This window comes from Ruegeria sp. Alg231-54 (assembly GCF_900143525.1).
Taxonomy (GTDB): Bacteria; Pseudomonadota; Alphaproteobacteria; order Rhodobacterales; family Rhodobacteraceae; genus Ruegeria.
On record NZ_FREZ01000001.1, the window covers coordinates 288511 to 303039 of the forward strand.

10 protein-coding genes are annotated in these 14529 nt (G+C 57.0%); 7 read left to right on the forward strand and 3 right to left on the reverse strand.

Annotation, left to right across the window (positions count from 1 at the left end; all coding sequences use genetic code 11):
- Nucleotides 1-188: 188 nt before the first annotated feature.
- The 3 genes from guaB (at nucleotide 189) to DHN12_RS01485 (ending at nucleotide 5277) form a co-directional block, all read left to right on the forward strand.
- Complete coding sequence (gene guaB, locus DHN12_RS01475; RefSeq protein WP_108858587.1) at nucleotides 189-1637, forward strand: IMP dehydrogenase; 1449 nt, start codon at nucleotides 189-191, stop codon at nucleotides 1635-1637.
- A gap of 83 nt (nucleotides 1638-1720) precedes the next feature.
- Nucleotides 1721-2878, forward strand: a complete 1158-nt coding sequence (locus DHN12_RS01480) for an RsmB/NOP family class I SAM-dependent RNA methyltransferase (RefSeq protein ID WP_108858588.1) — start codon at nucleotides 1721-1723, stop codon at nucleotides 2876-2878.
- 104 nt (nucleotides 2879-2982) lie between these two features.
- Complete coding sequence (locus DHN12_RS01485) at nucleotides 2983-5277, forward strand: ATP-binding protein (protein WP_108858589.1); 2295 nt, start codon at nucleotides 2983-2985, stop codon at nucleotides 5275-5277.
- Here the strand turns inward: DHN12_RS01485 and DHN12_RS01490 are convergent, their stop codons facing one another.
- Entirely contained in the window at nucleotides 5278-5871 is a 594-nt protein-coding gene (locus DHN12_RS01490; protein ID WP_108858590.1) for a sulfotransferase family 2 domain-containing protein, read from the reverse strand.
- A gap of 192 nt (nucleotides 5872-6063) precedes the next feature.
- On the opposite strand from DHN12_RS01490, the gene recA reads away from it, so the two are divergent.
- The 4 genes from recA (at nucleotide 6064) to DHN12_RS01510 (ending at nucleotide 11326) form a co-directional block, all read left to right on the forward strand.
- The gene (gene recA / locus DHN12_RS01495) at nucleotides 6064-7131 is read left to right on the forward strand and encodes a recombinase RecA (protein WP_108858591.1); all 1068 of its coding nucleotides are present in this window, start codon (nucleotides 6064-6066) and stop codon (nucleotides 7129-7131) included.
- A 246-nt stretch (nucleotides 7132-7377) separates the two neighbouring features.
- Nucleotides 7378-10047 carry an alanine--tRNA ligase gene (alaS, locus tag DHN12_RS01500; protein WP_108858592.1) on the forward strand — a complete coding sequence of 890 codons (2670 nt, stop codon included), beginning with the start codon at nucleotides 7378-7380 and terminating at the stop codon, nucleotides 10045-10047.
- A 1-nt stretch (nucleotide 10048) separates the two neighbouring features.
- Entirely contained in the window at nucleotides 10049-10336 is a 288-nt protein-coding gene (locus DHN12_RS01505; RefSeq protein WP_108858593.1) for a DUF1330 domain-containing protein, read from the forward strand.
- A 366-nt stretch (nucleotides 10337-10702) separates the two neighbouring features.
- A complete protein-coding gene (locus DHN12_RS01510; protein WP_108858594.1) occupies nucleotides 10703-11326 on the forward strand; it encodes a transglutaminase-like cysteine peptidase in 624 nt (207 codons plus the stop codon).
- A gap of 145 nt (nucleotides 11327-11471) precedes the next feature.
- On the opposite strand, the gene DHN12_RS01515 is transcribed toward DHN12_RS01510, so the two are convergent.
- Together DHN12_RS01515 and typA are read right to left on the reverse strand one after the other, a co-directional pair.
- Nucleotides 11472-12209 (reverse strand): hypothetical protein, encoded by a 738-nt coding sequence (locus DHN12_RS01515; RefSeq protein WP_108858595.1) that lies wholly within the window; start codon nucleotides 12207-12209, stop codon nucleotides 11472-11474.
- A 437-nt stretch (nucleotides 12210-12646) separates the two neighbouring features.
- The gene (gene typA, locus DHN12_RS01520; RefSeq protein ID WP_108858596.1) at nucleotides 12647-14464 is read right to left on the reverse strand and encodes a translational GTPase TypA; all 1818 of its coding nucleotides are present in this window, start codon (nucleotides 14462-14464) and stop codon (nucleotides 12647-12649) included.
- Nucleotides 14465-14529: the final 65 nt, after the last annotated feature.

The following is a 14529-nucleotide window of genomic DNA, read 5'->3' on the forward strand; positions in this document are numbered from 1 at the left end:
TGCCAAGCAAGATATGGGTTTGTGCGCAAAGGGAAAGGCCATTCAGCGGCACGTTTTGAACGTCTTGCGTCGTTTTTTGCCGCGGTATCGGCCAGTGAAGGGAAACTAGTTTAGGTCAGGGGCTTTTCCTTAGGTTAAATCCATGTAATAGGGTCACCGCCAAACGGGCTTTTGCATGGGGTTAACAGATGCAGATTCGTGAGGCACTTACCTTTGACGATGTTTTATTGGTTCCGGCGTCCTCGTCGGTGCTGCCAGCGACGGCGGATACGGCCACGCGTGTGACGCGTGAAATTACGATGAACATCCCGCTGCTCAGCTCGGCCATGGACACGGTGACCGAGGCGCGCATGGCCATCGCAATGGCGCAGGCAGGCGGTATCGGCGTTGTTCACAAGAACCTGACTGTCGAAGAGCAAGCCCGAGAGATTCGTCGCGTGAAACGATTTGAGTCGGGCATCGTGTACAACCCGGTCACGCTGAGCGTGAACCAAACGCTGGCGGACGCGAAGGCGCTGGTGCAGCGCTATAACTTTACCGGCTTTCCGGTCGTCGATGAAAGCGGACGCGTCGTGGGTATCCTGACCAATCGCGACATGCGCTTTGCGACCTCGGACGAGACGCCGGTTCACGTGATGATGACATCGGACAATTTGGCGATGCTGCAGGAACCTGCAGATCTGGAAGAGGCCAAGAGCCTTATGAAAGCCCGCCGGATCGAAAAACTGCTGGTGGTCGATGGTGAGGGCAAGCTGACAGGCCTGCTGACCCTGAAAGATACCGAGCAAGCCGTGCTGAACCCAACTGCCTGTAAGGACCGGTTGGGACGCCTGCGGGTCGCTGCGGCGACTTCTGTTGGTGATTCTGGTTTCGAACGGTCCGAGCAGTTGGTGGATTCGGGCGTTGATATCATCGTGGTCGACACTGCTCATGGGCATTCGCAGGGCGTTCTGGACGCGGTGCGACGGGTCAAGACACTCTCGAACGAGGTCCAGATCATTGCGGGCAATGTAGCGACGAGCGAGGCCACCAAGGCGCTGATCGATGCCGGGGCGGATGCAATCAAGGTTGGCATCGGGCCGGGCTCCATCTGCACAACCCGGATGGTTGCAGGCGTCGGCGTACCCCAACTGACGGCGATTATGGACTGCGCGACAACTGCCGGGGATGTTCCGGTGATCGCCGATGGTGGCATCAAATTCTCGGGCGATTTCGCGAAGGCCATTGCCGCGGGTGCGTCCTGTGCAATGGTCGGTTCGATGATCGCGGGAACGGATGAAAGCCCGGGTGAAGTGATCTTGTATCAGGGCCGTTCGTTCAAATCTTATCGTGGTATGGGTAGCCTTGGCGCCATGGCGCGCGGGTCGGCGGATCGCTATTTCCAGAAAGACGCAGCCAGCGACAAGTTGGTGCCCGAAGGGATCGAAGGGCAGGTGCCCTATAAGGGATCGGCCAGTGCAGTGGTACACCAGTTGGTTGGCGGCCTGCGTGCGGCGATGGGCTATACCGGCTGCGCGACAGTCGAAGAAATGCGCAAGAACTGTAACTTCGTCAAAATCACCGGCGCTGGCCTGAAAGAAAGCCATGTGCATGACGTCCAGATCACGCGTGAAAGCCCGAACTACCGGGTAATGTGACGCAACAGAGTTTGCAGCACGGCGCCCCAACGCGGGCGCCGTTTTACGTTTTTTGGGCTTAGCAAAGAAATCGGATAAACCCTATGACCCCAGCAGCGCGCGTTCAGGCTTCGATTGAAATCCTTGATGATATCCTCGCAGGGGCTCCGGTTGAAAAGGCTTTGACTGGGTGGGCGCGCCGCAGCCGGTTTGCGGGCTCGAAAGACCGGGCCGCCGTGCGCGATCACGTGTTCGAAGCGCTGCGTTGCAAACGGTCCTTCTCGGCCTTCGGCGGGGCAGAAACCGGGCGCGGTTTGATGATCGGTTCGATCCGGTCAAACGGCGGTGATCCAGAGACCCTGTTTACAGGCGAACGATATACGCCAGAGCCGTTAACCGCCGCCGATGCGCTGCTCGCGTTCGGCTCGGACGCCGAGCAGTGCGACATCCCCGAATGGCTCTGGCCGCGTTTTCAAACCTCGCTTGGTGATCAAGCAGAGGCGGCGGCAAAGGTATTGCAAACCCGTGCACCTGTTCATTTGCGGACTAACCTTGCCAAAACCGATCGTGCAGGTGCGATTGCTGCTTTGAGTGCTGACGGAATCAGCGCGCAAGACCATCCGGCGTGTGAAACCGCCTTGGAGGTCATTGAAGGGGCAAGAAAAGTTGCACAAAGCCGCGCCTATTCCGAAGGTCTGGTCGAATTGCAGGACGCAGCCAGCCAAGCCGTTGTCGCAGCGCTCGACTTGCGGCCGGGACTGCGTGTTCTGGATTATTGCGCAGGCGGTGGCGGCAAGTCTCTGGCTCTGGCGGCCCATTCGGGTGTCGAGGTCTTTGCGCATGATGTGAACGCAGGGCGCATGCGCGATCTGCCGACACGGGCAAAACGAGCTGGTGTGCGTGTTACCTGCCTGCAGCCGGAAGATGTGGCCCGTCATGCTCCGTTCGATATTGTTCTGACGGATGCGCCATGCTCGGGCAGCGGCTCGTGGCGGCGTGCACCGGCAGGTAAATGGGCACTGTCCGAAGAGGGGCTGCACGCGCTGAATGCACTACAGTCGGACATCCTGAATTCCGCCGCTCAACTGGTTGGACCAGGTGGAATTCTAGCCTATGCGTCCTGCTCCATGTTGGATGATGAAAACGGCAGTATTGTCGACGGATTTCTTAAACTGAATCCCGACTGGACCGAAACGATGCGAAAGTCGTGGCTTGTGACACACGGTGCAGACGGGTTCTTTACGTCGCACTTGACGCGATAGTCCGTCATTGAATAACAACCTTAGGTAGAAGTTTCCACTGTCCTTAAGGCGGCGTTAACCAAAATCGGGCTGAGTGTGACAAAGCCTTTTGACCTGAGTTGTTAATGTCCGATACTGCAGAGATCTTTTCCGAGCCGACCTCAAGAAAAACACCGGCCTTCTCGCGCCTTGTGCCGCTCGTTGTTTTGGGCGCATTGCTGAGTTTAACACCGTTGACAGACGTTTTGTCGACCGCTTGGAATACGGGGCTCGTTGTTGCTGGTGTGTCGTTATTGTCCGCCGGCCTTCTGGTTGTTTTTCGGGGGTTCACGGCCGACCGGAAGGCGCGTAATTCGGCAGAAGTGATGGCCGTCTTCACCGAACAGGACTTGTGTCCAACAGTGATCGCCAACGCAAATGGCGATATTCTGAGTGCGAACACACGGGCAAAGGCGCAGTTAAACGCCTTTCCAAGTGCGCGATTACAGCATTGCCTGAAATCCAGATTCGCTAATCCCTCAGCGATCCTGCTGCGCTTGCAATCCATCGCGGAAATCCACGAACGCGCCCGCGAAGATATCGTGACCGTTGGCTCGACAATCCCGATCTCGGTGTTCAGCGTGGGGCAGGATGTGTTCTGCTGGCGGTTCCTTCTGGATGAAGAAGGGCAGTGGGATGACGCCCCTGTTCCGGTGCTGACAGAGGGTCGCAACGAGGCAATTCTGCGCGTGAACGGAATAGCAGAGGCCATGATCGGTCAAAGGCCCGACGTTATGAGTAAGATATTTCCCAATGACATCCCGCAACCGGGTGAAATCTCGCTGGCTGAAACTTCGGACGGGCAAGTGCCTGTGACCGTGTCCGAGCTGTCTCGCTCAGGCACTGTGCGTGATCTGCTTTTGTTGCCGATGAAATCTGCGGACCCATCCGGTGGCGATGCCCCTTTCGCTGAACTGCCCGTGCCGGTGATGTGTTTGTCCCCCGAAGGGGAAATTCTGGATGCGAACCGGATGGCGGTCAGGCTGATCGGTGAGATCCAGCCGGGCCAGTCAAACGTGGCTGACATCATGCACGGGCTTGGCTATCCCATCCTGGATTGGTTGACCCGCACTGCAACCGAAGAGAATGCCGCTCCCCGATCGGAATTTCTGCGCCTGTCACGACAGGATAAAGAGGTTTTCGTGCAGGTCACGCTGAACCGAGTGACGTGCAAGGGACAGATTTGTCTGATCGCTGTCCTGAATGATGCGACCGAGCTGAAAACGCTGGAAGCTCAGTTCGTGCAAGGGCAAAAGATGCAGGCCGTCGGGCAATTGGCGGGCGGCGTGGCGCATGATTTTAACAATCTTCTGACCGCGATTTCGGGGCATTGCGATCTATTGCTGCTGCGGCATGGTCAGAATGATCCGAACTATGGTGACCTGGTTCAGATCAACCAGAACGCCAACCGGGCTGCGGCTTTGGTAAGTCAACTTCTGGCCTTCTCGCGAAAGCAGACCCTGCAGCCCGAGGTTTTGGACCTGCGCGACACAATTTCCGACCTGATCCATCTTTTGAACCGCCTGGTTGGCGAAAAGGTTCGTCTGACGTTAAGCCATGATCCCGTGCTGAAACCTGTGTGCGCAGACAAAAGACAACTCGAGCAGGTGTTTATGAACCTGGTCGTGAACGCACGGGACGCAATGCCGGAAGGGGGCGAGGTGCGCATCGAGACCGAGGTTGTGTCTCTGACCGAACCGTTCCGGCGGGATCGTGCAACGGTTCAACCCGGCGAATACGTCACTGTAAAAGTGGTCGATAGTGGCACCGGTGTCCCAGCGGACAAGCTGCAAAAAGTGTTCGAGCCATTCTATACGACCAAGCGCACCGGTGAGGGGACCGGTCTTGGATTGTCGACGGTCTATGGCATCGTCAAGCAGACTGGAGGGTTCATCTTTGTCGATAGCGTTCAGGGCAAGGGAACCGAATTTACCGTGTATCTGCCGGTTTCAACCGCACCGCAGAAAATCGACCAGGATATCGCCAGCCTTCCAGAAAACCCAACGTCCCGGCAGGGTGAAGGCGTAGTTCTGCTGGTCGAGGACGAGGCCCCGGTTCGGGCCTTTGCCACGCGTGCATTGCGATTGAAGGGCTACACCGTGCTTGAAGCCGGGTCCGCCGAGGAGGCGCTGCACCTGCTGGAGGACGGGTCGGTGCATGTGGATGCCTTCGTGACAGATGTGGTCATGCCCGGCATGGACGGGCCAACCTGGGTGCGCAAAGCGGCGGAGACCCGACCGAATGTTCGGGTGATATTTATGTCTGGCTATACCGAAGGCGCTTTTGGTGATTCAGGCCCCGAGATTGCGAATTCCACCTTTTTGCCAAAGCCGTTCTCTCTGACGCAGTTGACCGAGGCTGTGTTTAACCAACTGAACTGACTATAGCGCCGCTTCGTGGCAGGAAAACTCGTCTGCGTGGTGTTTGCGGAACTTCTTTTCCGTTTCCGGCGACAAGAATAGGTCGCGCTTTGGTGAGACATTTTCGCGCTGCAGGGTGATTGCCATGTTCAACCGGTCCTGCAGAAAGTTCAGGATCTTATCTTGATTTTCGTACTTAAAAACATGCGTTGCACCGAAACCGTTGTTTCGGGTGCGGAAAAACTGGCTCTGACTGCCGACATCTGCGAATTCCGGGCGGGGGTTTTGCATGTAACCCTGAACAAAATCATTAAAGCTCAAGTCGCGGGTTGAATGCGGATGCCCGATGCGGTTGTCCCGGCTGCGGTATTTGTACCAACTGCCGAGCCAGTCGATAGGTTCGCGCACGACGGCTATGATTTCCATTTCGGTGTCATACATTTTGCGAAAAATGTTTTGAAAAAACCTGTCATAACGGCGAACAGGCGCATGTTTCAATTCGGGCGGGCCGGTGACGACAAAGTCGGCCCGCGCTCTCAGGGCAGTGTGATAGGCTGTGCTGCCTGTTTTTGGAACTGCCAGAAACGCAAGGCGTTCCTTATAGAAAACAAGCATTTATTCGCCCTTCGCCGCCTAATTTAGTAGTCGCAGATTGGCGTAAACGACTCTTTAACACAATTGCCGAACAGTAAGTATTGTAAGTTTTAGTTGAAATGTTCTCTTTTTGGTCCCATAAAGAACAAGAGGCGAACAAAGCAGCGATTGCCGCCCGATCATGGGTGTGACAAAAGAGAAGGCGACAGGACAATGGCGGATCTTCTGACAATGAGCGACAAGAAAAACGCAGACAAGCAAAAGGCGCTTGATAGCGCGCTGGCGCAAATCGAACGGCAGTTCGGCAAAGGCTCGATCATGAAGCTGGGCGAGGATGCCAAGCAGGACATCGATGCAAGCTCGACCGGGTCTTTGGGCCTGGATATCGCGCTGGGTATTGGTGGTCTGCCGATGGGTCGGATTGTTGAGATTTATGGCCCGGAAAGCTCGGGTAAGACCACGCTGACGCTGCATTGCATTGCAGAACAGCAAAAACGCGGTGGTGTGTGCGCATTCGTGGATGCCGAACACGCGTTGGACCCGCAATATGCCCGCAAGCTTGGCGTCGATCTTGATGAACTGCTGATCTCGCAGCCCGACACCGGTGAACAAGCGCTTGAGATCACCGATACGCTGGTGCGTTCGGGCGCTGTGAATATGGTTGTCGTCGACTCAGTTGCGGCTTTGACGCCGAAATCGGAACTCGAAGGCGACATGGGCGACAGCAGTGTTGGCGTGCAGGCCCGATTGATGAGCCAGGCGATGCGTAAACTGACAGGCTCGATCAGCCGCTCGAATTGCATGGTGATCTTTATCAACCAGATCCGCATGAAAATCGGCGTTATGTTCGGCAGCCCCGAAACCACGACTGGTGGTAACGCGCTTAAATTCTACAGCTCGGTTCGTTTGGATATTCGCCGCATTGGCGCGATCAAGGACCGCGACGAAGTTGTCGGCAACCAGACGCGCGTCAAGGTGGTCAAGAACAAGGTGGCGCCGCCCTTCAAGCAAGTGGAATTCGACATCATGTATGGCGAAGGCATCAGCAAGATGGGTGAGCTGCTGGATCTGGGCGTCAAGGCTGGCGTGGTTGAAAAATCGGGCTCGTGGTTCAGCTATGGCGACGAACGGATCGGGCAGGGGCGTGAGAATGCCAAACAATACCTGCGCGACAACAGCCGTATTGCGCTGGATATCGAAGACAAGATTCGCGCCGCGCATGGTCTTGAGTTCGACATGCCGCCCGGTTCTGCCGAGGAAGACGACATACTCGAGGCGTAACAGACGCAGTTGGGGGCCGCAAAATTCCCCCGGTTTTGCAAGAAATGAGAATACTCGAAACAAGGCGGTCCGCGTGGCCGCCTTAACTCGTTCTGCATACGGTGATCTTGTATTATTGGTGTGTACGGATCTTGTTGACGGGTTTTCTAGCCCTTCAAAAACAAGGCCGATTTATCGTTGTGGACTATCCTTGGGTACGGGGATAAACCATTTCAGAACACTGAGATTGCGCGCCGAGAGAGCCATATGCCCACGCTGAACGAAATCCGCTCAACCTTTCTGAATTATTTTGCCAAACAGGGGCATGAAATTGTCGCGTCCAGCCCGCTGGTCCCGCGCAATGACCCGACATTGATGTTCGTGAACTCGGGCATGGTGCAGTTCAAGAACCTGTTCACCGGTGTTGAAACCCGTGACTATCAGCGTGCCACGACGGCACAGAAATGCGTGCGCGCAGGCGGTAAGCATAACGATCTCGATAACGTTGGCTATACCGCACGTCACCACACATTCTTTGAAATGCTGGGCAATTTTTCGTTCGGCAACTACTTCAAACACGAGGCGATCCCGTTTGCTTGGGAGTTGATCACCAAGGAATTCGGCATCGACAAGAACCGTCTGCTGGCAACGGTGTATCACACGGATGATGAGGCGTTTGAGATCTGGAAAAAGGTCGGTGTGCCCGAAGACCGGATTATCCGCATCGCCACCAGCGATAACTTCTGGCAGATGGGTCCGACCGGTCCGTGTGGACCGTGTACCGAGATTTTCTACGACCATGGCGATCACATCTGGGGCGGCCCTCCGGGATCGCCCGACGAAGACGGCGACCGGTTCATCGAAATCTGGAACATCGTTTTCATGCAGAACGAGCAGTTCGAAGATGGCTCAATGGTCGAACTCGACATGCAGTCGATCGACACCGGCATGGGGCTGGAACGGATTGGCGCGCTGCTGCAGGGCAGCCATGACAACTATGACACCGACCTGTTCAAGACATTGATCGAAGCGTCTGCTCATGCCACCGGGGTTGATCCATATGGCGACCAGAATGTGCACCACCGGGTAATTGCGGACCACCTGCGCGCGACATCCTTCCTGATCGCTGATGGCGTGATGCCGTCCAATGACGGGCGTGGCTATGTGCTGCGCCGGATCATGCGTCGTGCTATGCGTCATGCGCATCTTCTGGGGGCGAAAGATCCGGTTATGTATCAGCTGGTGCCAAGTCTGGTGCAGCTGATGGGCGCGCAATACACTGAGTTAGGACAGGCGCAGCCGTTGATCGAAGAGACGCTGCTGTTGGAAGAAACGCGGTTCAAGCAAACCCTCGATCGTGGTCTGAAACTCCTGGATGATGAAGTTGCAGGCTTGCCCGAGGGCGCGGCACTTCCGGGTGATGCGGCATTCAAATTGTACGACACGTATGGGTTCCCATTGGACCTGACGCAGGATGCCCTGCGTGAAAAGGGTCGTTCCGTGGATACGGACGGGTTCGACGCGGCCATGGCCGAACAAAAAGCCAAGGCCCGTGCGGCATGGGCCGGTTCGGGTGAGGCTGCAGATCAGGCAGTGTGGTTTGATGTGCTGGATACTGCCGGAGCTACGGATTTTCTGGGCTATGACACGGAAAAGGCCGAAGGGCAGATTGCCGCTTTGGTGGTCGATGGTGCATTGGTCGACACAATTGAAAAGGGCGGATCCGGTTGGGTGATTGTCAACCAGACGCCGTTTTATGGCGAAGCTGGCGGTCAGATCGGTGATACTGGCGAAATCCGTCGTCTTGAAGAACGCGATGACATGGCGCGGGTCGAAGACACCAGAAAATTCGCCGATGGCAAAATCTATGCCCACAAAGTGACCGTTGATCAGGGCGCTTTGTCCAAAGGTGACGCGGTCGAGCTTGAGGTCGACCATGCGCGGCGCACGGCAATTCGCGCAAACCACTCGGCCACGCACCTGCTGCACGAGGCGTTGCGTGAAACGCTGGGCGATCATGTTGCACAGCGCGGCTCGCTGAACGCGGCCGACCGGTTGCGCTTTGACTTCAGCCATTCCAAGGCGCTGAGCGGGGATGAGATTCAAAAGGTCGAACGCGATGTAAATGACTTCATCCGTCAGAACTCGACTGTCGAAACGCGGATCATGACCCCCGATGATGCGCGCGAACTGGGCGCACAGGCGCTGTTTGGCGAGAAATACGGCGACGAAGTTCGGGTTGTGTCCATGGGCAAGGCTCCGACCGGTAAGGGGCAGTATGGCGAGACATGGTCGATTGAGCTGTGTGGCGGTACGCATGTTCGCCAGACTGGTGACATCGGTACTTTTGTGGTTCTGGGCGATAACGCCAGTAGTGCGGGAGTGCGCCGGATCGAGGCGCTAACCGGCGACGACGCGCTGCGGCATCTTTCCCAGCAGGATCAGCGTCTGGGTCAGATCGCATCGGAGCTGAAGGCGCAGCCGGATGACGTTGTCGGCCGCGTCAAAGCACTGTTGGATGAACGCAAATCGCTGCAAAACGAAGTGGCGCAGCTGCGCCGTGATCTGGCCATGGCCGGCGGGGCCGGGCAGGGTGGCGGCGAAGCGCGTGATGTGAATGGGGTGGCCTTCCTTGCGCAGGCGCTGAACGGTGTATCGGGCAAGGACCTGCCTGCGCTGATTGATGAGCACAAAAGCCGTTTGGGGTCCGGTGCCGTTTTGCTGATCGCGGATGCGGGCGGTAAGGCTGCTGTGGCCGCCGGTGTGACGGCCGATCTTACCGACAAGGTTTCCGCCGTTGATCTGGTTCGTGCGGCCGTCGCAGAACTGGGCGGCAAGGGCGGCGGTGGACGCCCCGACATGGCGCAGGGCGGTGGCAAGGACGCGTCGAACGCAGATGCGGCGATCAAAGCCGCAGAACAGGTTTTGGGAGGATAAGATGGCTGCACTCTGGATTGCCCACGTCACCGTGACGGACACCGACGCATATGCGAAATATGCGGAACTCGCAGGGCCTGCGATCGCCAAGCACGGCGGTGCGTTCATCGCCCGTGCCGCACGTTATGTCCAACTGGAGGGGAAAGAACGTCCGCGCAATGTGGTCGCCAAATTCCCATCCGTCGAGGCCGCGGTCGAGTGCTATAATTCACCGGAATACCAGCAGGCCCTGGACCACGCGCGCGGCGCAAGTGAGCGTGAACTGGTGGTTGTAGAAATCACCGACTAAAGGTCTGGCGAATCTGATTGGCGGGTTTTCCGCCAATCAGATCAGCTCATGGGCGAAATTCAGCCGAACTATTCATAAATGAAGTGAACTGTATTGTGGCAACTTTCGACCCATACGGAATCTTTGTGATTCCAGCGCCTTATTGTCTTTCAAAGAGAGTTATTGGTATTTTTCCTGCCTAGATTGTGGCGTATTATCCTCATTTCTTGCGCGAAATGGCCATATTGAGTGACGAAATTCCGCCTTTTTTCCCCTTCACGTTCGCCTCAGATTGTACAAGCGCTACCGTTTACCATTAGTTGTTTCTAATCGAATACGGTCCTGTTTGTCGTCAATCGTTGCGTAGACAGGGATCGAGGTTCAGGCATGAAATCGGTAGATATCGGACTCAAGGCCGCTCTTGGGCGGTTGAAAACACATTCAGGTCGGGCAGTGGGGATTGCGGCATTGGTTTGCGGGGCCATGCTTGTCGGTTCCCATGTGGATGCAAGTGAGGGCAGCTTCATCCGAACCCTCGCGGCGTCCCCTCCGCCTTCGGGTGCACAGCAATTGTGCCGACAGTACGCTTGGGCTTGCGCCAGCAAAGCGTCGGTACGCATGACGTCCCAGCAGGAAATGCAGATCATTGAGCGGATCAACCGTCAGGTCAACGCAACGACGCGCGCGGTTACGGATCAGACGCAATACCGCACCACCGAGCGGTGGGCTTTGCCGACAACGCGCGGCGGGGATTGCGAGGATTTTGCTCTTTTGAAGAAAAGAGATCTGATCAGGGCGGGCGTTGATCCTAACAAATTGCTGATCGCGACAGTGTTGGATACGCGCCGAAATGCACATGCAGTTCTTGTCTATCGATCCGCCCAGGGGGATTTGGTGCTGGACAATTTGACCAACCGGATCAAACCCTGGTCGGCCACGCGGTACTTGTTCCTTCGGATGCAGGATCCGGCAAAACCCAGCCATTGGGTTGGTGTGTACGGAAGAAGTTAAAAATATCGGCTGATCTATCAGGTTATGCATGGCAAAAGGGGCGACACGATAGTCGCCCCTTTGTTTGTCAGACCGAACGTCGAGACGTTTTCGGCGTTTTTCAAGGCATAGCCCAAATTTTCAGGCTGCTTTGCGGTTGATCGCGTCAGAGGGTGCCGCCGCTGCCATCGGCGCCGCCGCCACCGGCACCACCACCGCTGCCGTCGCTGCCGCCGCCGCCAGCACCACCACCGCTGCCGTCGCTGCCGCCGCCGCCAGCACCGCCCCCACTTCCGTCGCTGCCACCGCCGCCGTCACCGCCACCGCTGCCATCGCTGCCACCGCCATCGTTACCGTTGCCATTGCCGCCACCATTGCCGTCGCCGTCATTGGAGTTTCCACCGTCGTTGCTGCCGCCGTTACCGCTGCCGCTGTCGGAGTTACCGCCACCGTTGCTGCCGCCGTTGCCGTCACCGCTGCTGGAATTTCCGCCGCCATTGCTCCCGCCATTGCCGTCACCACTGCCGGAGTTGCCACCACCGTTGCTGCCGCCGTTGCCACTACCGCTACCGGAGTCCGCGCCGCCATTGCTGCCGCCACTGTTACCGCCGCCGCCGCCATCGTTGCTGCCGCCACCGCCGCCGCCGCCATTGCCGCCTTCGCCATTTTCGCCGCCATTTGCCGACGAACCCGAAACGCCCGCGCCGCCATTTCCACCGGTGTTACCTGCAGATGCGCCGCTATTGTTTGCCGAGCTGTTGTCATCGTCATCACGGCTGTTTCGATCAGTTCGAACCGTTGCCGTTGGGATGTCGGTCAAAATGGCCGCAAACAAGGGGCACGTCTGGGATGTGCGGGCTAGGATATCCTCAAAGTCTGCGCGGCGCTGAATGTAGCGCAGCATCCGCTTGTCGACGACTTTGCAACTACAAAGCGTTTCGGTGGATACAGATTGTCGGGCTGTTTTGACTTTGCAAACTTCAGCCGCATGAGCCGCGCTTGTTGCCATCAGTGGAAATGTCGCGGATAAAAATACAAACGAATATAAACGGGATCTTACGCGCATAGCGCTACTCCTTTAAACTCATTACCAACAACTATTAACAAAGTAATTGTGCCATAGTTTGGACAAAAATACATCCGCATATTGCCTCATTTGATGGTCGAGTAACAGCGATAAACCACGGTAGATTTGCAACCTATTGGTGAAACTTTATGAAAAACAAAAGAAAAAGCCCGTCAGCAAGACGGGCTTTCCTTTGATTTATATGGTAATTCTAGAAGTAATTTTACCACGAACGGCTTATTGTTTAGATTGTGGAAACAATATCACAGACCGGCTCAGGCCGATCTTGCCATCCGTTTCCGTTCGTGCGGGTCAAGGTAACGCTTGCGCAACCGAATGGCGTTTGGAGTGACCTCAACCAGTTCGTCATCATCGATATAGGCAATCGCCTCTTCCAGAGAATACTGGATATGAGGTGTCAGGCGAACGGCGTCGTCAGAACCGCTGGCGCGTACGTTGGTCAGTTTCTTGCCTTTGAGGGGGTTCACCTCGAGGTCGTTATCGCGTGAGTGTTCGCCGATGACCATGCCCTGATACACGTCGGTTTGCGGCGCAACGAACATCCGGCCGCGCTCTTCCAGGTTCCACAGCGCATAAGCCACGGCCTGTCCGTTTTCCATCGAGATCAGAACCCCCGCACGACGACCCGGGATCGGGCCTTTGTGGGCCGCCCAGCCGTGGAACACACGGTTCAGAACACCGGTACCGCGTGTGTCGGTCAGGAACTCACCATGGTATCCGATCAACCCGCGTGACGGTACATGCGCAATAATACGGGTCTTGCCCGCGCCGGCCGGACGCATTTCGGCCAATTCGCCCTTACGCGCGCCGGTGATCTTTTCGATCACCGAGCCTGAATACTCATCGTCGACGTCAATAGTGACTTCTTCGATGGGTTCCATGCGCTGACCGTCTTCTTCGCGGAACAGAACCTGCGGACGCGAGATGCTGAGTTCGAACCCTTCACGGCGCATGTTCTCGATCAGAACACCCATTTGCAATTCGCCACGGCCAGCAACCTCAAAGGCATCGCCGCCAGGTGTGTCGCTGATGCGGATGGCAACGTTCGACTCGGCCTCTTTCATCAGGCGGTCGCGGATGACACGCGACTGAACTTTCTTGCCGTCGCGACCGGCCAGCGGCGAGTCGTTGATGCCGAAAGTCACGGTGATGGTTGGCGGGTCGATGGGCTGTGCGGGCAGGGCTTCGTCAACCTGCGGCGAAACCAGCGAGTCGGCCACGGTTGCCTTGCTCATGCCTGCGATGGTGACGATGTCACCTGCTTCGGCCACGTCGATGGGCTGTTGGGCCAGTCCGCGGAACGCCAGGATTTTCGACGCGCGGAAGTTTTCGATCAGCGTACCATCACGGCTCAGCGCCTTGAGGTTGTCGCCCGCCTTCAAAGTGCCGCTTTCCACACGACCGGTCAGGATGCGACCGATGAACGGATCGCTGCCCAGTGTCGTGGCCAGCATGCGGAAAGGCTCATCTTTGTTTTCGACCTGCTTTGGGGCAGGGACGTGATCGACAATCAGATCGAACAAGGCGGTCAGATCCTTGCGCGGCCCGTCCAGCTCCATATCCGCCCAGCCGGAACGGCCTGAGGCATACATGGCAGGAAAATCCAGCTGATCGTCGTCAGCGCCGAGGTTGGCGAACAAGTCAAAGCATTCATCAAGTGCGCGGTCGGGTTCAGCGTCGGGTTTGTCGACCTTGTTCAGCACTACGATGGGACGCAGGCCCAGCGCCAACGCCTTGGACGTCACGAATTTGGTCTGCGGCATCGGGCCTTCGGCGGCGTCCACCAACAGGACAACACCGTCGACCATGCTGAGGATCCGCTCAACCTCGCCACCGAAATCGGCGTGGCCGGGGGTGTCAACGATGTTGACCCGGGTGCCTTTCCATTCGACCGAGGTCGCTTTGGCAAGGATGGTTATGCCGCGTTCGCGCTCCAGATCATTGCTATCCATGGCGCGTTCGGCCACCGCCTGGTTTTCCCGGAACGCACCGGATTGTTTGAGCAGCTCATCCACCAGGGTCGTTTTACCGTGGTCCACGTGAGCGATGATTGCGATATTGCGCAGGTCCATGAGAGGTCAGCCTTTGAACGGGAAGTTGCCGCGCGCATAACGCGGATTGACTGAATAGGCCAGCC

What these genes read in the sequence shown, in the direction of transcription:
- DHN12_RS01515 (WP_108858595.1), bottom strand. Translation starts at nt 12,209, where the DNA reads ATGCTGCGCTACATTCAGCGCCGCGCAGACTTTGAGGATATCCTAGCC.
- DHN12_RS01490 (WP_108858590.1), bottom strand. Translation starts at nt 5,871, where the DNA reads ATGCTTGTTTTCTATAAGGAACGCCTTGCGTTTCTGGCAGTTCCAAAA.
- alaS (WP_108858592.1), top strand. Translation starts at nt 7,378, where the DNA reads ATGCCCACGCTGAACGAAATCCGCTCAACCTTTCTGAATTATTTTGCC.
- guaB (WP_108858587.1), top strand. Translation starts at nt 189, where the DNA reads ATGCAGATTCGTGAGGCACTTACCTTTGACGATGTTTTATTGGTTCCG.
- DHN12_RS01505 (WP_108858593.1), top strand. Translation starts at nt 10,049, where the DNA reads ATGGCTGCACTCTGGATTGCCCACGTCACCGTGACGGACACCGACGCA.
- typA (WP_108858596.1), bottom strand. Translation starts at nt 14,464, where the DNA reads ATGGACCTGCGCAATATCGCAATCATCGCTCACGTGGACCACGGTAAA.
- DHN12_RS01480 (WP_108858588.1), top strand. Translation starts at nt 1,721, where the DNA reads ATGACCCCAGCAGCGCGCGTTCAGGCTTCGATTGAAATCCTTGATGAT.
- DHN12_RS01485 (WP_108858589.1), top strand. Translation starts at nt 2,983, where the DNA reads ATGTCCGATACTGCAGAGATCTTTTCCGAGCCGACCTCAAGAAAAACA.
- DHN12_RS01510 (WP_108858594.1), top strand. Translation starts at nt 10,703, where the DNA reads ATGAAATCGGTAGATATCGGACTCAAGGCCGCTCTTGGGCGGTTGAAA.
- recA (WP_108858591.1), top strand. Translation starts at nt 6,064, where the DNA reads ATGGCGGATCTTCTGACAATGAGCGACAAGAAAAACGCAGACAAGCAA.